Annotated in this window: 19 protein-coding genes; 8 read left to right on the forward strand and 11 right to left on the reverse strand. The window is 58.3% G+C overall.

Translation table 11 applies throughout. The features are described 5' to 3' along the window. The first annotated feature begins 153 nt into the window (after positions 1-153). The 7 genes from BUA94_RS19415 to BUA94_RS19445 all read left to right on the forward strand — a co-directional run bounded on the left by BUA94_RS19415 (position 154) and on the right by BUA94_RS19445 (position 6,365). Positions 154-906, forward strand: coding sequence for a FadR/GntR family transcriptional regulator (locus tag BUA94_RS19415; RefSeq protein WP_073015022.1), 753 nt, complete (start codon positions 154-156; stop codon positions 904-906). Between the two features lie 174 nt (positions 907-1,080). After that, positions 1,081-1,530 carry an RrF2 family transcriptional regulator gene (locus BUA94_RS19420; RefSeq protein ID WP_073015023.1) on the forward strand — a complete coding sequence of 150 codons (450 nt, stop codon included), beginning with the start codon at positions 1,081-1,083 and terminating at the stop codon, positions 1,528-1,530. A 223-nt stretch (positions 1,531-1,753) separates the two neighbouring features. Continuing rightward, the gene (locus tag BUA94_RS19425; protein WP_139251212.1) at positions 1,754-2,782 is read left to right on the forward strand and encodes a sulfate ABC transporter substrate-binding protein; all 1,029 of its coding nucleotides are present in this window, start codon (positions 1,754-1,756) and stop codon (positions 2,780-2,782) included. 2 nt (positions 2,783-2,784) lie between these two features. Then, positions 2,785-3,642 carry a sulfate ABC transporter permease subunit CysT gene (cysT, locus tag BUA94_RS19430; protein WP_073015025.1) on the forward strand — a complete coding sequence of 286 codons (858 nt, stop codon included), beginning with the start codon at positions 2,785-2,787 and terminating at the stop codon, positions 3,640-3,642. Then, on the forward strand, positions 3,632-4,510 hold the full coding sequence (cysW, locus tag BUA94_RS19435; protein ID WP_073015026.1) for a sulfate ABC transporter permease subunit CysW: 879 nt from the start codon (positions 3,632-3,634) through the stop codon (positions 4,508-4,510). The genes cysT and cysW overlap by 11 nt, the downstream gene beginning before the upstream one ends. 65 nt (positions 4,511-4,575) lie before the next feature. After that, complete coding sequence (locus BUA94_RS19440) at positions 4,576-5,619, forward strand: sulfate/molybdate ABC transporter ATP-binding protein (protein WP_073015219.1); 1,044 nt, start codon at positions 4,576-4,578, stop codon at positions 5,617-5,619. 149 nt (positions 5,620-5,768) lie between these two features. Continuing rightward, complete coding sequence (locus BUA94_RS19445; protein WP_073015027.1) at positions 5,769-6,365, forward strand: invasion associated locus B family protein; 597 nt, start codon at positions 5,769-5,771, stop codon at positions 6,363-6,365. A 131-nt stretch (positions 6,366-6,496) separates the two neighbouring features. Here BUA94_RS19445 and BUA94_RS19450 read toward each other — a convergent pair whose 3' ends face one another. The 8 genes from BUA94_RS19450 to BUA94_RS19485 all read right to left on the reverse strand — a co-directional run bounded on the left by BUA94_RS19450 (position 6,497) and on the right by BUA94_RS19485 (position 17,234). After that, positions 6,497-7,783, reverse strand: a complete 1,287-nt coding sequence (locus BUA94_RS19450) for a type II toxin-antitoxin system HipA family toxin (protein WP_235860648.1) — start codon at positions 7,781-7,783, stop codon at positions 6,497-6,499. Further along, entirely contained in the window at positions 7,770-8,099 is a 330-nt protein-coding gene (locus tag BUA94_RS19455; RefSeq protein ID WP_073015029.1) for a helix-turn-helix domain-containing protein, read from the reverse strand. The genes BUA94_RS19450 and BUA94_RS19455 overlap by 14 nt, the downstream gene beginning before the upstream one ends. A gap of 199 nt (positions 8,100-8,298) precedes the next feature. Then, entirely contained in the window at positions 8,299-10,260 is a 1,962-nt protein-coding gene (locus BUA94_RS19460) for a cytochrome c3 family protein (protein WP_073015220.1), read from the reverse strand. A 160-nt stretch (positions 10,261-10,420) separates the two neighbouring features. Beyond that, positions 10,421-11,221, reverse strand: a complete 801-nt coding sequence (locus BUA94_RS19465; RefSeq protein ID WP_139251222.1) for a transporter — start codon at positions 11,219-11,221, stop codon at positions 10,421-10,423. A 63-nt stretch (positions 11,222-11,284) separates the two neighbouring features. Next, positions 11,285-13,969, reverse strand: coding sequence for an SH3 domain-containing protein (locus tag BUA94_RS19470; protein WP_073015031.1), 2,685 nt, complete (start codon positions 13,967-13,969; stop codon positions 11,285-11,287). A gap of 208 nt (positions 13,970-14,177) precedes the next feature. After that, positions 14,178-15,179 (reverse strand): HAD family hydrolase, encoded by a 1,002-nt coding sequence (locus BUA94_RS19475; RefSeq protein ID WP_073015032.1) that lies wholly within the window; start codon positions 15,177-15,179, stop codon positions 14,178-14,180. Positions 15,180-15,307: 128 nt separating this feature from the next. Further along, entirely contained in the window at positions 15,308-16,903 is a 1,596-nt protein-coding gene (locus BUA94_RS19480; protein ID WP_408011976.1) for an arylsulfatase, read from the reverse strand. A gap of 34 nt (positions 16,904-16,937) precedes the next feature. Beyond that, a complete protein-coding gene (locus BUA94_RS19485; RefSeq protein WP_073015033.1) occupies positions 16,938-17,234 on the reverse strand; it encodes a hypothetical protein in 297 nt (98 codons plus the stop codon). A gap of 193 nt (positions 17,235-17,427) precedes the next feature. On the opposite strand from BUA94_RS19485, the gene BUA94_RS19490 reads away from it, so the two are divergent. Next, entirely contained in the window at positions 17,428-18,210 is a 783-nt protein-coding gene (locus BUA94_RS19490; protein WP_139251214.1) for a hypothetical protein, read from the forward strand. Positions 18,211-18,387: 177 nt separating this feature from the next. Here the strand turns inward: BUA94_RS19490 and repC are convergent, their stop codons facing one another. From repC to repA, 3 genes are all read right to left on the reverse strand, one after another. Then, on the reverse strand, positions 18,388-19,689 hold the full coding sequence (gene repC, locus BUA94_RS19495) for a plasmid replication protein RepC (protein WP_073015035.1): 1,302 nt from the start codon (positions 19,687-19,689) through the stop codon (positions 18,388-18,390). 217 nt (positions 19,690-19,906) lie between these two features. Then, on the reverse strand, positions 19,907-20,959 hold the full coding sequence (repB, locus tag BUA94_RS19500; RefSeq protein WP_073015036.1) for a plasmid partitioning protein RepB: 1,053 nt from the start codon (positions 20,957-20,959) through the stop codon (positions 19,907-19,909). Then, the gene (repA, locus tag BUA94_RS19505) at positions 20,956-22,176 is read right to left on the reverse strand and encodes a plasmid partitioning protein RepA (RefSeq protein WP_073015037.1); all 1,221 of its coding nucleotides are present in this window, start codon (positions 22,174-22,176) and stop codon (positions 20,956-20,958) included. Before repA ends, repB begins: the two co-directional genes overlap by 4 nt. Positions 22,177-23,799 lie beyond the last annotated feature (1,623 nt).

A 23,799-nucleotide genomic window follows, 5' to 3' on the forward strand; every position in this document is an offset into this window, starting at 1 on the left:
GAGCCCGACTCCCGGATTGCATCAAGTGTGCGCACACTCTTGCCGGAAATTTGAGCATTAAAGGTAGCATCTCTTCCGCAAGTAGTGCTACCTTCTCCCTCACAAGCGAATAAGGCGCCTGCCACGAGCCGGCGCGAAGAAGACAGGTGACCCTTGGACACACTCACAGGCCGGACCATTCAGGCCCTTAAGGCGCATATCAGTGACAACCAGCTCGACAAGGGGCACAAGCTCGGTTCTCTGAACGATCTCGCCCAGCAATTCAACGTCAGCCGTACAGTGATCCGCGAAGCCGTATCCGCCCTGAAGTCCGACGGAGCTATTGAGGCGCGTCACGGGGTTGGCGTCTTCGTCAGAGATCCCCAGCGGCTTCAGCCGGAACAGCCCGGAACCGTTGATGCGGATGTGACCCTTGCCCCGCTCGCCAGGCTCAAGACTTCCTTCATGGATCTTCTTGAACTGCGCATGGCCTTTGAAGTTCACGCTGCCGGCCTTGCCGCAACACGCCGTTCCTGGGCGCAGGAATCCAACATCTGGAACGCTGCCCGGAAATTCGAAGCCTCCCTGGACGACGAAAGTGCTCTCGACCAGCTCGACTTCGTCTTTCACCGCTCGATTGCAGAAGCCACAAACAATGGCGCCTTCATCGAATTCTTCAGCCTGATGAGCCTTCAGATCCTGCCTCAGCCAGCCTTTTCCAAGGAGCTGAACCCGGAATTGATCACGCCAGCCTATGTGCAGAACACCGTGGCAGAGCACCGGGCCATCTGTGAGGCCATCAGTTCCGGCGACCCGGAAAAGGCGCGCGAAGCCATGCGGGCCCATCTCAACCGCAGTCATCTGAGATACCGTGGCTTTTCCGAGGGCGGCACCTCTCCCCTCAGCAATGTGGCCCGGGAGGACTAGGGGTCCGAGCCCCAGGTTTCGGCCGCGTCTGCCACGTGGCACAAAAGCATCCTTGCCCGAACAGCCCCTGTCACATGTCCCGAGCCTTGCACCTGGCCAATGACCCGACTAATTTGATCGGGTATTGGAGCATCGCATCGGGGGCGGTGCGGGTTCTAGAAGTGTTGCCGGACAGTGATCTCTCAGAAAGCGAAATACGCCTTGCGGGCGCTGGTCTCTCTCGCCCGCATCGAGCAACCCGGCAAGGCCCTGTTCATATCGGACATCGCGGAAGAGCAGAGCATCCCGAAAAAGTTTCTCGAGCAGATCCTGCTTGATCTCAAGCGTCACGGCATCGTTGTCTCCAAGCGCGGCAAGTCTGGCGGCTATCTTCTGCTGAAGCCAGCCAGTGAGATCACCTATGGCGAAGTGCTTCGCATCATCGATGGCCCGATCGCGCCCCTGCCTTGTCTGAGCCGGATCGCCTATCGCCGCTGTGACGATTGCTTGGATGAAACGGCCTGCGAAATCAGGCAGGTCTTTGCGCGAGTGACCGAAGCTACCCGGGACGTGCTCGACAAGACCACCATTGCCGACAGTCTCGCGTCTGCCGAAGGTCTTCCTGACCCGGCTCTTGTCGACTAGCGCGCCTCTCTGGCAGCCAGATTCATCCTCTGCAATGCTCCGGTGAAAAGACCTGCGCGCTCTGCCCACGCACGGCTTGATGCCGCCTGCGAGGCGCATTCATCCGGATTTCTCTCCCTGTCATAGAATAGCATTTCAAAAAAACCGTCTAGTTTGGTCGAATTCCGCATTCCAATACTCTACTAATTCGATAGAGTTTACCTGTTAATGGGAGATACGGAATATGAAAGTCACTCGCAGAAACCTTCTACTCACCGTGCCGCTTCTGGCGGTCTCACTTCAGTTTGCAGGTCCGGGTGCGGCTCACGCCCAGCAAACCCTGATCAACGTGTCCTACGATCCAACCCGCGAACTCTACCGGGATTTCAACGAGGCCTTTTCACGGCATTGGCAAGCCGAGGGCCATGAGCCTGCCTCCATCAAGGTCACCCATGGCGGCTCAGGGTCTCAGGCCCGCAGCGTCATCGACGGCCTTGAGGCGGATGTCGTCACTCTGGCGCTTGAAGCCGATATCAACGCCATCGCCGAGAAGACGGGCAAGATCCGGCCCGACTGGCGGGGCACACTGCCGGACAACAATGCCCCTTACACCTCGACGATTGTCTTCCTCGTCCGCAAGGGCAATCCGAAGGAGCTGAAGGATTGGGGTGATCTGACCCGGGACGGCATCGAAGTCATCACACCTAATCCGAAGACATCCGGCGGCGCCCGCTGGAACTTCCTTGCAGCCTGGGCCTGGGCCGAAAAGCAATATGGCGGTGACGAAGCCAAGGTCCGCGGCTATGTAACCGACCTGTTCAAGCATGTTCCCGTCCTTGACAGCGGCGCAAGAGGAGCCACCACCACCTTCGTCCAGCGCGGTATCGGCGATGTTCTGCTGGCCTGGGAGAACGAAGCTTTTCTGGCCATCGAGGAACTGGGACCTGATGCCTTCGACATCGTCGTTCCTTCCGTCTCGGTGAAAGCCGAGCCGCCGGTCGCCCTTGTCGACCAGGTGGTGGATGCCAAGGGAACGCGGGACCTGGCAACCGCCTATCTCACCTACCTCTACAGTGATGAAGGCCAGACGATTGCCGCCCGGCACTACTACCGGCCCTCAAACCCGAAAGCGGTCAGCGACAAGAGCCTGCTGGAGAAGTTCCCCGATCTGGACCTTGCGACCATCGAGGCCTTCGGCGGATGGGCCAAGGTCCAGCCGGAGTATTTCGGGGATGGCGGCATTTTCGATCAGATCTACAAGCCCGGAAACTGACCATGACCACCGTCCTCTCCACCCGCTGGCGGTGGCGAAGCAGCAACGTTATCCCGGGTTTCGGGATAACGTTCGGCTTCACCCTCTTCTATCTCAGTCTTGTGGTGCTGATCCCGCTCGCCTGCCTGGGCTGGCGGGCAGCCTCCCTTGGCGGAGCTGACCTTGCAAGCCTTGGATCAGACCCCCGGGTGCTGAGCGCGCTTGCGACCAGCTTCTGGACCGCCTTTGCAGCGGCCGCCGTCAATGTGGTCTTCGGACTGATCGTCGCCTGGGTGATGGTGCGTTACCGTTTCCCCGGGCGGCGGTTGCTCGATGCCGCAGTCGACCTGCCTTTTGCACTGCCAACCGCCGTGGCAGGCATTGCGCTTACCGCCATCTATGCCCCCAACGGCTGGATCGGACAGTTTCTCCAGCCCTATGGTCTTCGCATCGCCTACACGCCCCTCGGCATTGTAATTGCGCTGGTGTTCATCGGCTTGCCCTTCGTAGTGCGGACCGTTCAGCCGGTGATGGAGGAATTGAACCGGGACGTGGAAGAAGCCGCAGCAACGCTGGGAGCCTCACGGCTGCAGACGCTCTTTCGCGTCGTTCTCCCAAGCCTTGCGCCCGCGCTTCTGACCGGCTTCGCGCTGTCTCTCGGCCGGGGCGTCGGAGAATACGGCTCGGTGATCTTCATCGCCGGAAACATCCCTTATGTCTCTGAAATCGCACCACTTCTGATCGTCATGCGGCTAGAGGAATACAATTACGCCGCAGCGACAGCGATTGGCTCGATCATGCTGTCCCTGTCCTTCCTGGTGCTCTTGCTCATCAATCTCATCCAGGCCTGGAGCCGCAGGAGGTTTGGCCATGTCCTCTAAATCCGTGCCCCCCACCGCGCCCATCGTCTTCCGGGATGCCACCAGCGAAAGCCCCCTCCTTAAGGCGGGCCTCATTGCGGTTGCCGCCGTCTTTCTGGCCCTGGTGCTGTTTCTGCCGCTGGCGGCTGTCTTTTCCGAAGCCCTCCGGCGTGGACCAACTGCCGCGCTGGCCGCCTTGTCTGAGGCCGATGCACTTGCCGCAATCCGGCTGACCGTCACCGTCGCCCTGATCTCGGTGCCTCTCAATCTGGTATTTGGTGTGTCGGCTGCCTGGGCAATCGCCAAGTTCGACTTCAAGGGTAAGACATTCCTGATCACCCTTATTGATCTGCCCTTCTCCGTCTCACCAGTGATCGCAGGGCTGGTCTATATCCTGCTCTTCGGAACCGGCAGTCTGTTTGCCCCCTATATGCAAAGCGCAGGCGTGCAGATCCTGTTTGCCGTGCCCGGCGTTGTTCTGGCCACGATCTTCGTCACCTTTCCCTTCGTCGCGCGGGAGCTGATCCCGCTCATGCAGGATCAGGGCACAGGTGACGAGGAGGCGGCCCTGTCCCTTGGGGCCAGCGGATGGCAGACCTTCCGTCTAGTGACCCTGCCCAACATCAAATGGGGACTGCTTTACGGCGTACTGCTCTGCAACGCCCGGGCGATGGGCGAATTCGGGGCCGTTTCCGTGGTGTCCGGGCGCCTGCGTGGCGAGACCGTGACCATGCCGCTGCAGGTCGAAATTCTCTACAATGAGTACAATTTCGTAGCCGCCTTTGCAGTCGCCTCAGTCTTGGCGCTCCTCGCCCTGTTGACGCTCGGCCTCAAGGCCCTCCTGGAGCAGGTCTACGGCCGCAATCATACCGGCAGCTCCAAACACTGATGGCTTTCCCGTTGTCCCGCGCCGCCGCATCCCCGCCGCCGCCGGCAACCTCTGGAGTTCACGAAATGAATCTTCATATTCGCGGCATCCGCAAGGATTTCGACCGCTTTGCCGCTCTGGACGGCGTTTCCCTGGATATTGCTTCGGGCGAACTGATCGCTCTGCTCGGACCATCCGGCTCCGGCAAGACAACCCTTCTGCGGTTGATTGCCGGTCTCGACTTTCCGACCGATGGGTCGGTCTTTTTTGGAGAGGAAGATGCCTCACGCAAATCTGTTCAAGAGCGAAATATCGGCTTCGTCTTCCAGCACTACGCCCTCTTCCGGCACATGACCGTTGCCGAAAACATCGGCTTCGGCCTCAAGGTCCGGCCTTCCAGAGAACGGCTTTCCAGGACGGAGATCCGCGCTCGCGCCAAAAAGCTGCTTGAACTGGTGCAGCTCCCGGGCCTTGAGAACCGCTATCCTGCGCAGCTTTCCGGCGGACAGCGGCAGCGGGTTGCTCTGGCACGTGCCCTCGCCGTCGAACCGCGCATTCTGCTTCTGGACGAGCCCTTCGGCGCGCTCGACGCCCAGGTGCGGCGGGATCTGCGCCGCTGGCTGAGAGACATCCATGATACGACCGGCCACACCAGCGTGTTCGTGACCCATGATCAGGAAGAGGCTCTGGAACTCGCAGACCGGCTGGTCGTCATGAACAAGGGCAGGATCGAGCAAATCGGAACGGCCGACGAGATTTACGACGAGCCAGTCTCGCCCTTTGTCTACAGCTTCATCGGGGAATCCAGTCAGTTGCCTGTCCGCATCGTCAATGGTGAAATCTGGCTGGAAGACCGGACCATTGGCCTTCGCACCCACGATCAGAGTAACAGCGAGGGCGCATTCTACTTCCGTCCGCATGACGTGGACATTCTGGACGGATGCGGAGGCTGTCTCGCAGGAACCGTACTCTCAAGCCGGCGGGTTGCTGGAACCCGGCGGGTAGAGCTGGCAATCGGCGGACCGCAACACAGGGTGGAGATCGATCTTCCGGCAGACCATCCGGCCGCCACCCGCAGCCGCATCGCCTTCCGGCCAAAACACTGGAAGGTTTTCGCGGAGCGTTCCTGAAAGCTGGCCATCGGCACACACTTGGGCTCATTGGGCTGGCAAGGAAATCAGACTTCCGCCAGCCCCCCATTTCTAAGCGCTTTTCTCTGTCTCTGGCATGTCCTATAGACAAGGCGACCCTTTCAATCTCTTCTGATTTGAGATCCCTGATGTTTAACAAGCTTTTCCCGCTCCGTCTGACTGCCTCCACCATCAGCCTTGCAACCGCTTTGGTTATGGCAAGCCCGGCATTCGCCGCCTCGCCGGCCAACAAGCCCGCCTCCGGTGCTCCTCAGAGCACAACGGCAACCTATGGCAACTGGGTGCTGCGTTGCGTTCAGATGGCAACGGGCGCTGCCGATGCATCGGGCGCACAGGCGACCGTCAACAGCTGCGAGATCATTCACACGGTGCAGGTTCAGGGCCAGAATGCGCCCTTCACCCAGATCGCGATCGGCCGCCTCCCCGGTCAGCAAGAGCTGATCCTGACGGCCGTCGTCCCGGTGAATGTCACCCTGCCTGGCCAGATCAACCTCAGCAGCACGGAAGAAGGCAAGGAAACGAAAGTTGCCGACCTTGCCTGGACCCGTTGCACGCCCGGTGGCTGCTTTGCGGATGTGAAGCCGGACGAAGCCATGCTCAAGTCCGTCCGCTCTGTTGAAGCTGGCGTTCTGAAGTTTCAGGATTCCGCGGGCAACCTGATCGGCGTGCCCCTGTCCTTCAACGGCCTCGACCAGGCCCTGACTGCCCTCGACCAGCAGAAGTAACGCTCTTCCCGAGTTTGCAGTTCAGGACATGCGCCGGACACGGTGCTTGATGGCCGCATTGGATAAAGAAAACGCCCGCACAATCACTTGTGCGGGCGTCTTCATTTCAGCAATGGCCATCCGGAAACAGGTCACCCGAAGGCGGGAACTGGCCCGTAGCCTTCGAAGGCATAAGGGTTCAGGAACTGCCTGCCTTCAAAGAAGCGCCGCTCCAGTTCTGTCATGCCTGCAGCGTCACAGATATCCCGCCAATGCGCGAGGATCGTCGCAACCTGAGCATCGATGATCCTGCGGGCCTCCTGCGGCGCAAGCAGGAAGGCCGGTGCCGCCTTCAGCGCCAGGAGCAGCTGGGAACTGCGGGCATTGTCCGCAATGATCATCGCCTGATTGGCCCGCTCCCCGCCCCGTGTCTGCGGCGCAACGTCATAGACCGGCGTCAGGGAGAGCGCCTTGCCATCCCAGAACGCAGCATGATTGCGGGCATGGTCATCCGTGTTGCCGACCAGAATGTTGAAGGTCATCCGGGAGAACAGCTCCACCAGATCCCGGGAAGGGTCCGAGAAATCCCTGCGGATCAGCTGCGCAAGCATCTGATAGGAAATATGATGCGCCGACATCTCGTGTTCCTGTGTCCAGGTGAGAGCTGACACCATAGCCCGGCGCTTCCAGCTTCCCTCTCCCGCAGACACACGGTCAAACCGCTCAACCAGCAGCACGTCCCGGTCAAGCACCTGGGCGATCTCGACCGGCGCGGCATTCAGACCTGCAGCCTGCGCCAGTTTCATGGCCGCAAACTCGCCCTTCACCATCGCAAAGACGTCGTTGGAGGCAGAGAACTTGGCGATCATCTTGCGCGCCCGCCCATCCGTCACGTCGTTCAGGAGCGCCTTCGGCCTTGCCCCGCCAATGGAACTGCCATGGAGGATGGTCCGGTCAAGTGCAGGCGGCACGGGCTCCCCGGCGGCAATCCTGTCTGCAAACTCAAGAAGATCCTGCAAGGACGCATTATCCCCCTCTCTCGGCACGAAGTGCGTTGCAGATGCCTGAAAATCAAGCGCGCCAATACGATCCGAGCCGGAATGCAGCATGAAGGTCATTTCGCCAAAGCTGTCTTCGTTGATCGCCTCCCGGCGCTGGCCCAGCAGATCATGAATGATGACCCGGCGGCCCCAGCGGTCAGGCAGCGCATCGCGCAGGCTCGGAGCAAGTCCATGGCCGGAAGGAGGATCGATCACGCCGGATTCAAGGGGCAAATCCAGGTTGAACACCGGAATGGCGTCTGCGCGAGCCAGATAACTGCGGCCGTAATTGAAATAGATGATCCCGTCCCGCTCGGCCACGCGGCCGGCGACGACCGGATCCACCTGCCCCGGCAGCCAGATCCAGACGAACAGCTCCTTCGGCTCAGAAATCATCATTCAGCTCCGGCCTGCGGGCATGAACTCTCTGGGGCAGCAAATTGAGCTTGATCCGCGTTTCCGCCAGCCTTTCATCGATTGCCTGAGCACCGCCGAAGAGATCGAGACCCACCAGCTGGGCAGCCTCAAAGACAAAGCCGATGGCAACGGTCGGCTGGCCTGCTTCGATCGCCCTCACCGTCTTGCGGGCACAGCCAAGGCGCCGCGCAAGCTCGTCTTCGCTCCAGCCGCGCAGCTTGCGTCCAGCCTGTATTTCCGCCGCCAGCAATCGCAATCCGTTATGCGCGGAAAGCGACAGAGTGCCGAACTTGTCCATTTCCAGCTCTTTGCCTCCTGAAAGATACAAAACTTCACCGTTTGTACCCCTCAGGGAACATAGGACAGAACGCTGAACCGCACAAGCCACACCATAGATATTGCGCCCCATAAGATACAATAGTCAAATTAATGTATCTCTTAGGATACAAGCCCATAAGGATGACTAAACCAGCCAAGGAAAAGGGAAAACCAGCGCACTAGCGGGACAACTCATTCCGGTAGGCCTCAAGAGCGGCAACTCCCGGATTGGCAAGAAGAGCCTTTTGCAAACTCATCTGCGCACCAGCCATATCTCCCACCGCCATCTTGATCCGCACCTGCATGATCCAGGCATCGACCAATTGGGGATCGAGCCTTGCCGCCTCTTCGAAAGCGGCAACTGCAGCCCTCGCATCCCGCAACACCAGCGCTGTACCGCCAAGCACAAGATGCACCTCGGGGAAATCCGCCTTAAAGGCCAATGACTGCTGCCATTCGCCCATGGCCTTGCGCGCAGAGGCGGACATTTTCGGCGGCATCTGGGCAATTGGAGCGCCAATGAACAGCCGGGCCGCAGCAATGCGGACGGCCTTCACCGGATCGTCCAGCGCGGGAATGGCGCGGGAAATACGATCCATCGGCGTGGCCTGCTGCTGCAGCGTCAAGGCTGCGGCCCGAACAAGCGGATCCGGATCCTCGATGAGGCTCGCAGCCTCAGAGGTAATCTCGGGTGTTGCCGCACTCATCAGCAGGTCCAGCGCAGAGGCGCGCACGATGCCCGGAAAGCTCGCCTGTTTGGCAATGCCGAGAAGGTCACCGCTCATGCCCGAGGCATTTTCCCGCGCTTCAGCAAAGACCTCTCCAAAATGAGGTCCGCGATGGGTGCTATCTGGAAACCACTTTTCCAGTTCGCCAGCCGCCCACGCGGCGCCCTTGTCCGCATGGCAGTCCGTACATGCATCCGGTGTGCCGAGCTTGTCGGAGAGATCAGGACGGGGAACGCGGAAAGAGTGATCCCTGCGGCCATCAATGCCCATATAGACCCGTTCGATCATGTGACAGGACTTGCACTCCGCACCAGCCGTGCCCTGCTCATGAAAGTGGTGGGACGGATCATCATAAAGCCGTGCCTGCAGCGCCGGGAAAGCCGGGTTGGCGGCCGGGCTATGGCATTGGGTACAGACCGCGTTGCCCTCCGCCTTCAACTGGCCGGAATGCGGATCGTGACAATTGGTGCAGGTGACGCCATTGGCATACATCTTCGACTGCAGGAACGAGCCATAGACATAGACCTCGTCCAGGATCTGGCCATCGGCGTGATAAAGCCCAGCCTGCAAGGGCGACAGACGATAGGCATCATGGAACGGTGTGCCTGGCAGCGGATTGCCATCCTCAAACGCCTCGCGGCGGGAGTGACAGCTTGCGCATTGCTGGAGCTCGGTCTGTGGCAGCCCCTTGGCAAAGTCGATCAGAAGGCCCTTGGAGCCCGTCCCGGGAAAGGGACTGACAGCAGCAGGGTCGCGGGCCCAGGCGACATGCGCCTCTCCGGGGCCATGACAAGCCTCGCAACCAACGCCTATTTCTGCCTGCCGGCTGGAGTAGGTCCGGGTCGCTGGGCTGTAGTTCTTTTCGAAACCCGTGGCGTGACATTCAGCGCAGCGTCCGTTCCAGTTCTTATAGGGACCGGTCCAATGCAACCCGTCGTTCGCTTCCGGCGCCTGGTCGCCATAGAGATGGTACCAGCGCCGCTTGATCTGATCCCAGACCACGTCAAACGACTGGATCCGTCCCGGTTCGGTCTCGACCAGATATTGCTGCAACGGCGTGATGCCATCAACGCCGACAACCTTGAACGTCTTCGGTTCGCCCGCGACATCGCTGGTTTCAATGAAATAGCTGCCGTCTTTTGTGAAGAACCGGCTGGTCGTGCCATTGTGCTCAAAACGGACGTTGCCAAAGTCGCCGTCAACCGTATCTGGCCCCGGTTCCATCCAGGCGTGGGCATGATGGGACTTGCGCCAGGATGCTGCCTCGCCCTCATGGCACCCAGAGCAGGAAGCGGTGCCAGTATAGGCCGGTGTGGGAGTCCCCTGAGACGTCTGGGCGAAGGAAGCTCCGGAAAGACTGAAAAAAGCCAGGGCGATCAGGCACGCAACAACGGTCATGGCCAGTCTGGTCATCAGAGTTCTGCGTCCCGTTTCAGGTTCCGCTTCCACCGTGGCATCCCGAACTTGCCAGGACATGGGCTTCGGCTATCTGGCTACAATTCCAATGGGTTGTATATAACCAGACATTGCCACCTATTTGCGAGCAGGAAGTTAATTCCCTGCCTCATCCCTTTCATTTCGGAAAAAGGAACGTAACCGCCGCTCTTGCACCAAACCCCTCCGGACCATTATCCGAACTGGCCGCATAGTAGCGGACGCCGAGCTGGAAGCTGACCGGCTGCTGGTCAAAAGTCACCAGTTTGGAGACCATGGCGTTGATGGGAACAGACCATTCATTCGAGGTCCAGTCATAGGTGCTCTCCGTGTTGAGAGCGAAGGTCCAGGCATCGTCCGTCGTGTAAGTCACGAAGGGCTGAAGGAAGGTGGAATTGACATCGCTGCGGCTGCCCTGCCCCGCAAAGGACCAAATGTGATTGACGAGAGCGCCATAGGTCCAGGGGCCACTCTGACGCAAGACGACACCTGTCGGACCGGCACCGAATTTCCGGGTACTGAGTAGCTCATCCGTACCGGTGGGAAACAGCAGGACCGGACCAGCACCCCAGATCAGCCCTCCGGAAGTCGGCTGCTTGGGCGAGAAAAACAGGCTTTGGGTCACATCACTGAGCCCGAACTGATCTCCGGAGTTGCCCGCAATGTCGTTCTGCCAGACTACCGGGAGGATCGTTCTGGAAATAAGGTTCCAGTCGTCATTCAGGGAAATCGGAATGACAGGCTGGATATTCAACGTGACCTTGTCACCGTCGACAGGCCCGAAACCGTGGTCATAGTTCCATTGCAGCGGAACACTGATCAAGGATGCCACAGGATTGGAGAGCTTCTTTGCAAGGTCCTGACTGTCCTGTGCCAAGACCTGAGCTGTTGTTCCCTCTAGCCCCAACAGAGACGCTGCCAGCAGCGCAGCCGCCCTCATTTTCCCACGAGGTACCATTATCCAGGCCTCCACATGCGAGCCAATTCAGATCATCCCAAATACCTACCGCCGGCGCATCCTTGCACCGCCGCCGCCCCGGTGGCCGCCACCACCACGGCCACCAACATGCTGGCGCGGGGCCTGCCGTGACATGCGCTGGCGGCTGACCTGACGGTTCCCGACCTGACGGGCCCGTACATCCCGGCCCAGATGCGCAGGAGCTTGCGGCCGTGCAGCAGGACGCGTGGCGGGCCTTGTCTGGGGCCTGTTCACACTCGGCCGGTTCGCCCCAGGCTTGGTAATGTTCGGCCTGTTTCCTGCAGGGCGATTGACCTGAGGACGGTTTGTCGAAGGCTTGTTAGCTCCGGGCCGGTTGACTTGAGGCCGGTCAATGGACGGTTTTACAAGGCCGCCCGGCTTGTTGCCGAGACCACCGCCAGGACGGTTGAGCGCGGGCCTGTCACCTGCCGGCCGGTTGGCCAGGGCAGCGCCAAGACCGGCCCCTCCGAGGGCTCCACCTGCGGCCGCAGCGCCACCAAGCTCTCCGAGACGGTCCTGCAGGGCGCCTTCCGTCGGCTTTTGCACATGGGACCACTTGCCCCCCTCGAACTTCTGCCATTTGTCGCCCTGGCGGCGGTAAACGCTGCCATCGCGCCCACCAAATACCTCTCCGCGCCGGTTGAGCCCAGGAATAGGCCGCTTGCCACCTTCGGACCATTTGGCGATCGCGGAAGCTTTCACATCGCGGGTACGCGCCCATTCTCCGCCACCAACGACACCGCCGCCCTTCCAGTTGCCGTAAATGCCACGGCCGCCACCTGCGATGAAATGATTGCCCGTGCGCGGATTGTATCCGGCAATGAACCCGGCCTTGCCCAGAGGGCCACTGATCGCAGCGCCGCGGATATAACCGCCAGTCCGCGGATTATAGATCCCACCACCGGCAATGCCGCGCAGCGGTCCATAGGCATAGCCATAGCGGCCAAAGGTGCCACGGACCGGATTATAAAACGCGCCGATGCCATAGGAGACAGGCCGGGGGAAGTAGATCGGGAACGGTCCAGGACGGTACCAAGGCCGATTGTACCAGCCCGTGCCATAGACATAGACACCCCAGGACAGGAAGCCGGTCAGATAGCCCATCGTGTAGCCGTACCAGACACTGTCCGGTTCGCTGTCATAGATGCGGACATAGGTGGCATTATAGACCGGTGAACTTGGCGGGATCGTATAGATCTCGTCCGGAACGGACGTCGCCACCTGGAAAGGGCCGGTCGGACTGCTGCCCACAAACCAGATCCCGTCCTGCAGAACGAAATACTGGTCTCCGACCTTGATCACCTGGTCGTTGGTGTTGACCGCATAGGACAGGGAGGTTCCTTCGATCGCCTGGAACTCCGGATCTCCGGCATAGGCCACATCCGCGGCAACCGATCCGACCTTGACCCTTGCAGTTGTGGGAATGCTGGCTTTCAGGCGCGCCTGAGCAGCCTCGGACGTGTTGGGAACGGAGGCCCGCACGCTGTAGTAAGGCGCATCCTCGGGAATGTTGAGGAAGTCATCCGGCAAGTCCGGCGTCGCAAACTCCCAAGGCCCCTGCAACTCGGCAGACCGGAACCAGCGGCCGGAGACGAGAATATACCAGGCCTTTGTTTCCGCCAGGTAGAAGACATCACTGTCCGTGTTGGAGGCCCATTGCAGGCCCGTGCCCGGAACAGCTTCCAGCTCCGGCTTTCCTTCAAAGACGATCATTTCGGCCGGTACATCCGAATAGATCACCTTTGGTGCGGCTCCATCCGCAAAAGCTTCCGGAGGCATCGCCTCCCTTGTTTCCTTCCAGTTTTCATCATCCGCCGGCAAGGAAGAGAGAGACGGGGGCAGACTGCTGACAGCCGTCCAGCCGGACGCCAGGGAATTGCTGGTCATCCAGGATTTTTCATCGCGCAGATAGAATGCGCCGCTTGCATCATCCTTCAGCAGATCCCAGTTGGTGTTGACGACAAACTGGACGTCCTTGCCGCCTTTCACGGGGGCCAGTATGGCCTCACCGTCGGTCTGAAGCAAAACGGCAGGTTCTTCGGAAATGAAGATCGGAGGTGCTTCGGAATTCAGCCCCTTGACGTCGTCCATACGCTTGAACTCAGCAAGCCCGGCAGTGATCCGGTCCTCGGCAACAGACAGGGTGCCTGTGGGCAGGATCTTGCCGACTTCCAGCGTCAGATCCGTCATGGCCGTGCGGTCAAGGGCAGAGAAATTCAGCTCCGTAACCGTGATGTCGCTGATGATGACATTGCCCGTATCCCCATCCTGCGCGGTTTTGCCGGAAAGGCCAATCACACCGAAAACCGGATTGGATTCGCCCTTCTTCAGGTATTCCGCAGCTACAAGTGCACTCAGCTGGGTGAAGTTCTCCCAATCGGAAAACTGGGGCTGATAGAGGATCAGGGTCGCACCGCTGCCTGTTTCGAAGCTTCTCGGCCAACCGGTTTCCTTCTCGGGCTCGGAAAGCTGGAGATAGTTGCCGGCCACAAAACCGGCCTTGCCATTCAGAACGACAGAGCACCAGGCACCAGCATCGTCGCACTCCTTCAACTCTCCGGACGTTCCGGCGGGAACAGTGCCGAAGGAGCCAAATTGAGTGCCCGGCCCCTGCCGGAAATTAACGTTTGCAGTGGTCACCACATTTGCGGCGAAGGCGGGTTCTGCGACAAGCGCCGCAATCAAAAACGAGGCAACAACTCTCTTCATCGCGTCTGCCGGAGCTTCACACTCCAGGCCTCCCTTTTCAGCTTGCCGGGAGTTCGGCCCCCGGCGTCTGCGGTGACTGTCTGGTTCCGTCTTCCTGCCTTCAGCTCAATCTCGGTGCGCGCCACATGCCGCAGCGGTAAAAGTGACTTATGTGCTGCGATGAAACTCTATGGAGCAAATATAAGAAATACAACTTCCTTTTGACTCCCTATTGCGGATGAACGGATTTCCAGTCCTGCTTGATGGAGAAGACCTGCCACCCTTGAGACGGGGCAAGATCAAGGGCCTTGTCCAGTTTGCCGAAATGGGATTTGCGGTCATAAGCGTATTCACGCTTTTCATCATCGTGATGAACGATCCCGCCAAAGCGCTTGCCCGGGCCGGAAGTCACCCATTGCAGCATCTGCAAGTCGCCATCTGAATTGCCGAACGCAGCGATTGGATGCTTGCCTATATGGGTCTGGATGCCGACCGGCTTGCCGGGACCATCATCGATGAAGGACACATGCTCGCCGCGCAGCAGAACCGGCCCGCCGTCGCGCATTTCGAACGTTGTTTCGATCGTGGACCCCACCACATTCTGCGGCGGAATACCGTAAACCTGCTCTGTCCAGGGCCGCATGAACTCGATACCGCCCCCTGAGACGATGAAGACGTCGAAATCATTGGCTTTCAGGTAGCGGATCAGCTCGAGCATGGGCTGGTAGATCATTGCGGTGTAGAGTTTTCCAGTCTCAGGATGCTTCGCCTTGGCGACCCAGTCCGAAACAATCTGAGTAAACTCCACCGAGGTCATGCCCGAGTGCGTGGCAGCCAAAAGCTGCAAAAGCCCTGCTTCACCCGACGCAGCAACGCCAGCCATATCTCCGGCAAGCGCAGATTTGAATGGTTCGGTACCCTGCCAGTCTGGATGCTCAGGGGCCAGCACCTTGATCCTGTCCAGGACAAAGGCAAGCTGCACATACATGGGCTGCTCTGCCCACAAGGTGCCATCATTGTCGAAGGTCGCGATGCGGTCTGCGGGTGCGACAAAATCCGGCCCGCCTTCGGTCGAGACGGCCGTTACAAAATCGACAATGGCACTCTTGCTCTCACCGTCATTCCAGGATGGCAGAGGATCCGCCGCAAAAGCCGGAAGGACCGCAAGACCCAAGCTCAAGATGCTGCCGGCCAGCACGCGCCCAATCAGCCCTTTTGCACTCTCAAACATCTCGAAACCTCATAGTTCTGGGCTCTCGCCCATGTTCCGGCTCCCAATTGAGAGCTCGGAAAACATCACCAGTTTGAGCGGAACCCGGGGCAGCCTGCTGCCCCGGGACCAATTGCAAAGCCGTCAGTCTATCTGCTCCCTGCCCCCTGGCTGAGCTGCTTTTCGATAGCCGAGAGGTTGAAGGATCCCGGCGTCTGGCTTGGCGGATAATCTGCCATTGTCTTCAGGAAGTTGGCCGCAAGCCCCTGGATCGGGACAATCGCGAAGGCACGGTCCAGGAACCAGTCGTTGTAGGTGTTGGAATTGTGCTGAGCCTTTTCGAAGGGATCGCGCCGCAGATTGAAAAGAAGCGGCACGCGCAGCTCGGTAAAGGGTTCGCGCCAGACACCGAAGGCCTCACCGCGGTTCTCAAGGAACACCACCTTCCAGTCGTCATAACGGGCAGCGACGATCTGACCATCGTCATTGACGTACCAGAACTCGTGACGCGGGCTGTCCCCCTCACCTTTCAGGTAAGGCAGCAGGTTATATCCATCGATGTAGTTGTGATAGCTGCGCCCATTCAGCTCGACACCATCACGAAGCTGCTGCTTGATGTCGGGAGCCCCGGCGATCGTGGCAAAGGTCGGCAACCAGTCCTCATGGGCCACAATCCCGTTCAAGGTCTTGCCAGCAGGGAATTGACCCGGCCAGCGGACGAAGGTCGGAACGCGATAAGCCCCTTCCCAGTTGGAATTTTTCTCCGACCTGAAAGGCGTGGTCCCTGCATCTGGCCAGGTGTTGTAATGAGGACCATTGTCCGTCGAGTACATCACAACGGTGTTGTCCGCGATGCCAAGCTCGTCGACCAGATCGAGCAACTGCCCAACCTGCATGTCATGCTCGACCATTCCATCGTGGTATTCATCACCAGAGGGGCCAGAGATGCCCTTGTGCTCCTCACTGACATGGGTCCGGAAATGCATCCGCGTTGCGTTCCACCAGACGAAGAACGGCTCGCCAGCAGCCACAGCATCCCGAATGAAGGCCTTGGCGGCATCATTCGTCTCCTGATCCACCGTCTCCATGCGCTTCTTGGTCAGAGGGCCAGTATCTTCGATCTTCTGCTTGCCCACCTTGCCCCAGCGCGGCTGAACGGTCTCGTCATCCGTATCCGTAGCCCAGGAATGCAGAACGCCCCGAGGACCAAAGCCCTCCAGGAAGGTCTTGCCGTCGGCAAGAACCTTGTCGCCCGGATAATCGCGGTTTTCCGGCTCTTCTTCGGCATTGAGATGGTAGAGATTGCCAAAGAACTCATCGAAACCGTTCACCGTCGGAAGATACTGGTTCCGGTCCCCCTGATGGTTCTTGCCAAACTGACCGGTACGATACCCTTGAGACTTGAGCACAGTGGCCATGGTGACATCCGTCTGCTGCCACCCCTGTTCGGCTCCCGGCAAACCGACCTTGGTCATTCCTGACCTCACCGGCACATTCCCGCCTATAAAGGCGGCTCTGCCAGCCGTGCAGCTTTGCTGCGCGTAATAGTCGGTGAAAGCGAGCCCTTCTGCCGCGATCCGGTCGATGTTCGGCGTCGTGTAGCCCATCATGCCACGATTGTTATGGCTGACGTTCCAGGTGCCGATGTCATCGCCCCAGATGACGAGGATATTGGGCTTCTGATCCTGTCCAAAGACAGGGCCTGAACACGCAAGAAGCGCAGACAGGGCAAGGCCGAAGTGCATTCGCATCATCTTCTGCATGGTTCATTCTCCCTTTTCACGACCCGTTTCCAGTTTGCGATGACCAGGAGACTGCCCAAATTTCCTTTGGCTGAATGCCGTGCTCACCAAGAAAGATGTAAATTTCCTGTCCCAGTTCCTCGACCAGGTCGCGATAGTCCTGGGACTTTGTCGCGTCCTGGAGCCAGTGCTCCAAAGCGCAATTAGCAATTGTGTAGTCTTCGCAAAGAGACTTGAACTCAGGGTGGCTGATCCATAACCGGCGGAGTGAAAACTCATCGATGGAAAAGAGCGATAGAATAAGTTCATTCGCCTTCCATTCACCGTTCCCCATGCCTCTTCCCTCCCGAGAACAGAATGAGTTACGCAGCGGCTTTTGCTATTTATCAAGGTTCGAACATGTTCGAACAGAGAGCACGCACCCCATAAACCTTCTGGTTGCGGTCTCAGAATTTCGCAATGGGAAACGATTGAGGATCAGGGTAAAGTCAACGGCGGTTCCCTCTAAAGAAATTAAAGGGTCTGCAATGCGTCCTGAAAAACAACGAAAAGTTGCAGAAAATCAAGCAGATGCGCTAACAAGCCTCAGTCGTATCCGGCAAGAGCTGCAAGACATTCTCGAAAACGATCAGTTCCGGGCGACACCCAAACGCCGCGAAATGCTGAAATTCCTTGTCGAAGAAACGCTTGCAGACAGGAAAGAAGCACTCAAGGGCTATGCAATCGGTCTTGCGGTCTTCGGACGCGATGAAAGCTTCGATCCGCAAACCGATCCGGTCGTGCGGCTGGAAGCGCGGCGCTTGCGGCATGATCTCGACAGCTACTATATCGCCCGTGGTGGAGAAGGCGGTGTACGGATCTCCATTCCCAAAGGACAATATGCGCCAAAGTTTCACGAACCTCCCGAAAGCTTGCACGCTTCAGAAACCGCCCCACAAGACGCGGCATCATCGCCACGGAACGCTGTCCCCCTTCCCGGACCAACCTGGCTTGCCTGGTCAATTGCCTTGGGAACCAGCGCAATCGCTCTTCTTCTGCTCGGCGCGATGATCGCATCATATCTCCCAGTGCCACGTCGCGAACCTCTTGATAAGCCTACGGCTTCCTTCCGTGTCATCTCCGTTCCGGCGGACGCCAACACAACCGGTGACATTCGAGCCGCTCTGAATTTGCCGGAGCATCTGCCTGTCTATTTTCTGGATCAGAAAGACCTTTCAAAGCTCTCGGGCGCTTCCCAGAAGAGCCTCCTCCTCATCTCTCATCCCGACCTTCCCGGTGGCGGCTTCGCATTGATGCAGCAAAAGCCTTAGTCGGCTCCGATCGCACTATTTTGGTCGCTCCAACCAAAAATTTGCTCCAAATTTCACGGTCTCCTCCCATCCCGAGAACCGAATACGCGTCTCTTGGTCAAATTTTATAAGCCAGCTAACGAAGCAGAACCGCCTCGCATTCTGTCATTTGCATCTTCGGTTTGGTGAACACTGCCATCACGTGTTCACCAAACCATGGAGCGTCTTGTAGAGGTGCAATTTGCCCTCCCCTGCCCTGTCGATCATGGCGCGGAAATAGCCTCCGGGAGAAGATATCTGCTCCGGATCCCGCAAGGCCTTCTCCGCAACGACCGCGAGGCAGGCAGCGGCCAAATATCGACCTTGCCGCTCGACCGCCGACAGATAGCCTGCCGGGCTAAGCCCAATCAAAACGCGCAAATCCTCCGCGGCATCACAAATCGCGGGCCAGCTTGAGAATGAAGCGCCGATTTCTGCCTGAACTGTGCTGCAGGCAGATTGCAATAGCCCGATAGAAACGCCATCGAGATTGGTCTTGCCTGCATTGATGCCTGGAGTGGTGGCTGAAACGGTGGATTTCTCACTTCTGGAGGTATCCGCAGGCTTATTCGCTTGTTGTGAGGGATTGCCCCCGCCGCTAGGCTTTTTTTCAAAAGCCATCTCAACGGCGTAGCCGTTGTCAGATTTAGATTTGTTTTCTTGCTCGTTAGAGCAAGTCCGTTCTTTTTTACAAGTTAATGAATCGGGATGGCTTGTAATAGGTAATGGGATGACACTTATGTCACCCTCGCATGTCGTTTTTTCGTTTGAATTCTGATCCTTATGCATTTCGTGCACGGCTTCCAGCGCTTCAAGATAAAGTGCTTTAAGCAGCTCCGCACGATCGATCAACTCCACCCCTTCGCGAAGCCGGATTTCCTCACAGCGGGTTTCAAAGTCAGCAAATTCAGGTCCCATTGCGTTGACCAGATCGACAATCGCCCGCGAATGACGAATGACTGCCCGCTTTGCGGCTTGTTGCTGCCTAAGCCGGCGCTGAAAGGCATCAGCCTGTTCCTTGAAGGCCTCAAGATTGAAGCACGTCGGCGTAAAATCCAGTCCGAAGGCCTGCTCAGGCTCTCCCGCATGACCGCGATAGACGAACCGACGCCCGGTTGAACTGTCCCGATAAGCCAAAATTCCCGCCTCCACGAGTTTTTTCAGGCACCGTGCGACCGTCCGAGTGGATCGCTGTGTGTAATCCGCCAGACGCTGATTGGAGATGGCAACGACTGGACGACGCCCAGCCTGGAAATCATCCGACTGGACCAGGCCCAGAAGAATATCGAGGACATGATAAGTGGTGCCATCGATCCCGAGAGCAGGCGAAACCCGCTTCAGAACGAGGGAAATGTCACGCTTGGCAACGACCGGCCGGTCATCGAGACCTGCCAGGTGTGCACTCGCAAGAATGCCCGCAGACACCTTGCGAAAACTCGCAATCTGCTGAGAAGAAGACATAAGTCCTCCTTTGCCGGAAGCGCTAGGCAGACCGGCATGATCGTGATTTTAGGTGCGGGACAAGCAAAAGGCGCAAAAAGTCGTTGCTCTGTGCTCAGACAGAACTTGCTTCTGCACACAAGTGATTCTAAAATCTCAACCGCGACGAAGAGAGTTTAAGCCTTGTGCTTATCTCAATGTTAGGACCCGCCCTTGTGGCGGGTTCTCTCGTTTAGAGCTAATGCGTTGGCTCCCCTCCCCTTTCCAGTTCATGGAATTCCTCCATCAATGCGTCCATCCGCTCGGCCAGGAACCTGGCAAATGCGGGCTCGGACTTTGCATTGAGGGTGATTTTTACGGCTGTGTCGCTCTCCTCGAGCGCACCGAAGGTTCGACCAAGCCGCTCAAGGGAGCGCTTTTGCGGCTTCGCTTTGACCGGCTTTGCAATCAGCGCCTTTTGTGCGGTCCGGAAGGCAAGATCGAACCGCTTGTTCGTATCTGCCGATGTCCAGACCGCGCTGCCGGGAAGGACCTGAAGTGCGGTCTCCGCAAGAGCCCCCTTCCCTTCCCCGTCCAGCAATTCCGCGAACGCAGCCCATCGGGTGCGCCCGATCTTTGGCGCAGCTCCGATCAGCCTGACAATTCCAAGCGGGATCTGTCCCGCGATGGTTGCCATCTTCGAAACGTTGGTCTCGTCCGAAACCCCAACGGCGCGGGCGATCAGCCGGCGGTTATACCCTTCCCTGGACAGGCTCTGGGCATAGAGCGCCTGCTCAATGAAGCTGAGGTTCTTCCGCTCGTTGTTTTCCAGTCCCTGGGCGAGGATGAGTTCTTCATCCGTCAGCTCCTGAACATAGGCCTTTACGGTTCGACCCAGAACCTGGCAAGCCCGGGTTCGCCGCATGCCATAAGCGATCTGATAGAGCCCGGCTTCTGTCGGGTGCTTTCTCACCAGAATAGGAAGCCGCTGCCCTTCCGCATCGATCGAGGTCAGCAGGCTCTGGAAATCCGGATCATCATCCGTCCATTCCAGTCGGTCCTGAACTAGCGGCGGGCGGCAAATCGCCGGATCCAGCTCCAGCACCTGTGCCTTTTCAAGCTCGGCCTTCAGCCTGATGTTTTCCTGCTCGATATTGGCGAAACTCGCCTTCAGCGCCTTGGTTGGCGCCGTGGTCATGGACCGATCGGCGTTCTTTTCCTGCTCTGCCTGCTTGGCAAGGGCAGCCGGGTCAACGGCACCAAACATTCCAGCAAGGCGCTTTGCCCGGTCTGTTGCTTTGGTTGCGCTCATGTCCTGCCCCAAACTTTGAGAATGTTCTTGTAGATCTCCGAGTTGGCGGCATTCACCGCCTCGATCGCGCGATTGTAGGTGTCTCGTCCGACCGCGCCCTTTTCAAGCTCGTAAAGTGTCTTGTTTTCCAGACCCGCGTTGGTGATCGCCGTGGTTTCGAGAACGGCAGCGGTTACGACACTCTCACCAAAAAGAGACCGCAGCATCGCGGCAATGTTCACCTGCGGAACATCATGAGGCACGTGGCGCGTCAGCAGAAAGCGCAGGAACTCATGATCCACCGGCGCACCGAAATGGGCCATCTGCTCCAGCATTTCATCCAGCATGTAGAGGAACTGGTTCATGCTGGCGACGTCGATCATCGCTGACTGGACCGGAATGATCAGTCCCGTTGCCGCAAACACCGCGTTCAGCGTCAGATATGACAGCTGCGGCGGCGCATCGATCACCACCACATCATACCGGTCTTCGACACTGCGCAGCGCCGTTGCCAGACGCCGGATGAAATACTCGTCACCGACATATTTGTTGCTGACGATCGCCGCTGGCGTTTCATAATCAAAATATTGCAGCTCGCTCTGCCCCGGAACGATGTCCAGACCCTCGAAGTAAGTCGGGCGGATCACCTCGGACAAAGGCCGACGCTCTTCGTCATAGCGGAGAACGCCGAAGACCGTTTCATTGTCTCCAACTTCGAGCACCGGCTGCACACCGAGCATTTCGGTCAAGCTTGCCTGGGTGTCGAGATCGATCGCCAGAACACGCAGGCCCTGCAGTGCCAGAAACTGGGAAAGGTGCAGCGCCGTGGTGGTCTTCGCGCAGCCGCCCTTGAAGTTGGCGATGGCGATGATCTGCATCATGTCGCCGTCCCGGCGCCGCGGATCATAGGCCGTGGCGTGCGAGGGTTTCTTCGCAGCAAGAAACTTGCGCAGCTCGTTCACCTGGGCGAGCGTATAGATCCGGCGGTTGCCATCAGAGCGCTCTGGTTGAGGCCCCTCCCCGTCCAGCGACATCTGACGCAAAGCCGCAGGCGAGATGCCCACGAGATCGGCGACTTCGGAAGACGAGAAATGCCGGAGCTGCTTGCGGGCTTCTGGCGGATAGTTCAGTTGCCAGTTGTTTTTGATCTGTGTGCTCAACAACGACGAAAAGCGCGCGATCTTGGCGCGCGTGCTATTCGGGTCGAGTGGACCATCGAGACCGGCCACCTGTTCCATGTCTTTATCACTCCGACGCTAAAAAGCGATTTTTCCGGAAAAAAGTGTCAGACCTAAAAAGACTGGAACAACCGATTCTTGTCAAAGGCTTTTTGGTTAACGACCTGTTACCCACTTGCCAGCGAACGGCAACTTATGCACTTTCACCGTACTCAGACAGGAACACTCCGGCTAGAGGCGAATCGGGTGGCAGATGCCACGGGGTTAAGTCCTTGATTTTATGCATTTCTCTGAAAGAGCGATTCTCTCAGGATTTGTCATGGAACGACAGAAACGCTGAGTTCCCAATGAGTTTCAACGCAAATTTCTTCCGTGGGGCGGCTCGCGGATCCGACTTCGGCTCTTTCCCCTCCTCCAAGTTGAACCATCGGAACCTAGAATCAATCAGCGACACTACTTCCGAGCCGCCGCTCAGATCAGGGCATTGAAAATGCTCGGCCGATGAAGGATTGGGTTGGCAACCGAGATTAACTTCTCCGTTGCCGAGCGATCAAATTCCCCAGCAGGTGATCACTTTGCCTCCATCTGGTCGAACACCTTCACTCCAACTGATATCTCGCTGAGACCAGCGCGGGCCTGGCCGCCACTTTGTGCCGCCTTCGTTTCGGAGTGCCCTCCCTTGCCGATTTGAGCTCATTTCCGACGCGGTCCTCGGGCTCAGACATGCAATCACCCGAGTGTGGAACTGATAGAACAATTCTGCGGGTCAGATGGGCCCAACCAGATCCCAGCCACAAGCTGCTCGGTCACGATCAGGAATGAAGGGCTCGCGGAGCCGGCGCGGCATGATGCTCCGGGCTCACACCACGCAGAGCTGAATGGCCTGCGCAAACGGCTCTTCAGCAAGGTTGCGCTGACGGACCGAGAACCTCATCGACCAACTGGACCTGCAGCTCTGAACCATCTCGTCTACGAGTCCTTGCTTTCGGTTCATCTCGCTTAGAAGCCGGCACTCAAGTGGCTTGGGAGCGAAAAGTTACAATCGACCAGTCAGAGCACTTTGGGAGACCGTTCCAGTATGGACAACAGCCTTGTTCAATCTCATCGCCTCGAATGCGAACTGGTCACTAGTTCTCTTCGGTCGCCCAGCAATTCTACGAAAGGAAAGTTGTCTCATTTCTCTTATCGGCGCAGATGGGGTCGACCAGGCACAACTGCGCTTGAGGATGAATTCCCCGAGGCCGAGGAACGCGACAAGACGAAAAATCCGGTCTGTGTTTGTCACACAGGGCAGACAACAGAGCCCTTCAGTATGCGTGCCAGCCAGATCATCGCGCGGACAAGGATGTCGGCATAAACACTCTAGGCACATTAAACCCGTACTGACGCCAAACTCTCCACCTGCGCCAAACATGCGTCAGGAACGCAAATGCGCTGTCGCGGCACACTTTGAGAATAACGCGCGTCCTTCGTCGCTATCACCTGCGGCGGCGGCACATTGCGATACGCTCGCAAGTCAAAGTCCATTCTCACGCCGCTGAGCTTCCCAGCCGAAGGCCGCCAAGAGGTCGCGTGACACTCAGGAGCTTTCAGAACTCAAATTGGCGCAAATAGAGTTTAGCTTCAAACACCGTAAGCCAGGGCACGAAGGGCAGGGGGACCAGATGCTCCACCGGTAGCTTG

The sequence above is a fragment of the Roseibium suaedae genome (assembly GCF_900142725.1).
Taxonomy (GTDB): Bacteria; Pseudomonadota; Alphaproteobacteria; order Rhizobiales; family Stappiaceae; genus Roseibium; species Roseibium suaedae.

Bases quoted from the DNA above. Each gene is read 5' to 3' on its own strand.
- BUA94_RS19425 (WP_139251212.1), top strand. From the start codon at position 1,754: ATGAAAGTCACTCGCAGAAACCTTCTACTCACCGTGCCGCTTCTGGCG.
- cysT (WP_073015025.1), top strand. From the start codon at position 2,785: ATGACCACCGTCCTCTCCACCCGCTGGCGGTGGCGAAGCAGCAACGTT.
- cysW (WP_073015026.1), top strand. From the start codon at position 3,632: ATGTCCTCTAAATCCGTGCCCCCCACCGCGCCCATCGTCTTCCGGGAT.
- BUA94_RS19440 (WP_073015219.1), top strand. From the start codon at position 4,576: ATGAATCTTCATATTCGCGGCATCCGCAAGGATTTCGACCGCTTTGCC.
- BUA94_RS19445 (WP_073015027.1), top strand. From the start codon at position 5,769: ATGTTTAACAAGCTTTTCCCGCTCCGTCTGACTGCCTCCACCATCAGC.
- BUA94_RS19450 (WP_235860648.1), bottom strand. From the start codon at position 7,783: ATGATGATTTCTGAGCCGAAGGAGCTGTTCGTCTGGATCTGGCTGCCG.
- BUA94_RS19455 (WP_073015029.1), bottom strand. From the start codon at position 8,099: ATGGACAAGTTCGGCACTCTGTCGCTTTCCGCGCATAACGGATTGCGA.
- BUA94_RS19460 (WP_073015220.1), bottom strand. From the start codon at position 10,260: ATGACCAGACTGGCCATGACCGTTGTTGCGTGCCTGATCGCCCTGGCT.
- BUA94_RS19465 (WP_139251222.1), bottom strand. From the start codon at position 11,221: ATGAGGGCGGCTGCGCTGCTGGCAGCGTCTCTGTTGGGGCTAGAGGGA.
- BUA94_RS19470 (WP_073015031.1), bottom strand. From the start codon at position 13,969: ATGAAGAGAGTTGTTGCCTCGTTTTTGATTGCGGCGCTTGTCGCAGAA.
- BUA94_RS19475 (WP_073015032.1), bottom strand. From the start codon at position 15,179: ATGTTTGAGAGTGCAAAAGGGCTGATTGGGCGCGTGCTGGCCGGCAGC.
- BUA94_RS19480 (WP_408011976.1), bottom strand. From the start codon at position 16,903: ATGCACTTCGGCCTTGCCCTGTCTGCGCTTCTTGCGTGTTCAGGCCCT.
- BUA94_RS19485 (WP_073015033.1), bottom strand. From the start codon at position 17,234: ATGGGGAACGGTGAATGGAAGGCGAATGAACTTATTCTATCGCTCTTT.
- BUA94_RS19490 (WP_139251214.1), top strand. From the start codon at position 17,428: ATGCGTCCTGAAAAACAACGAAAAGTTGCAGAAAATCAAGCAGATGCG.
- repC (WP_073015035.1), bottom strand. From the start codon at position 19,689: ATGTCTTCTTCTCAGCAGATTGCGAGTTTTCGCAAGGTGTCTGCGGGC.
- repB (WP_073015036.1), bottom strand. From the start codon at position 20,959: ATGAGCGCAACCAAAGCAACAGACCGGGCAAAGCGCCTTGCTGGAATG.
- repA (WP_073015037.1), bottom strand. From the start codon at position 22,176: ATGGAACAGGTGGCCGGTCTCGATGGTCCACTCGACCCGAATAGCACG.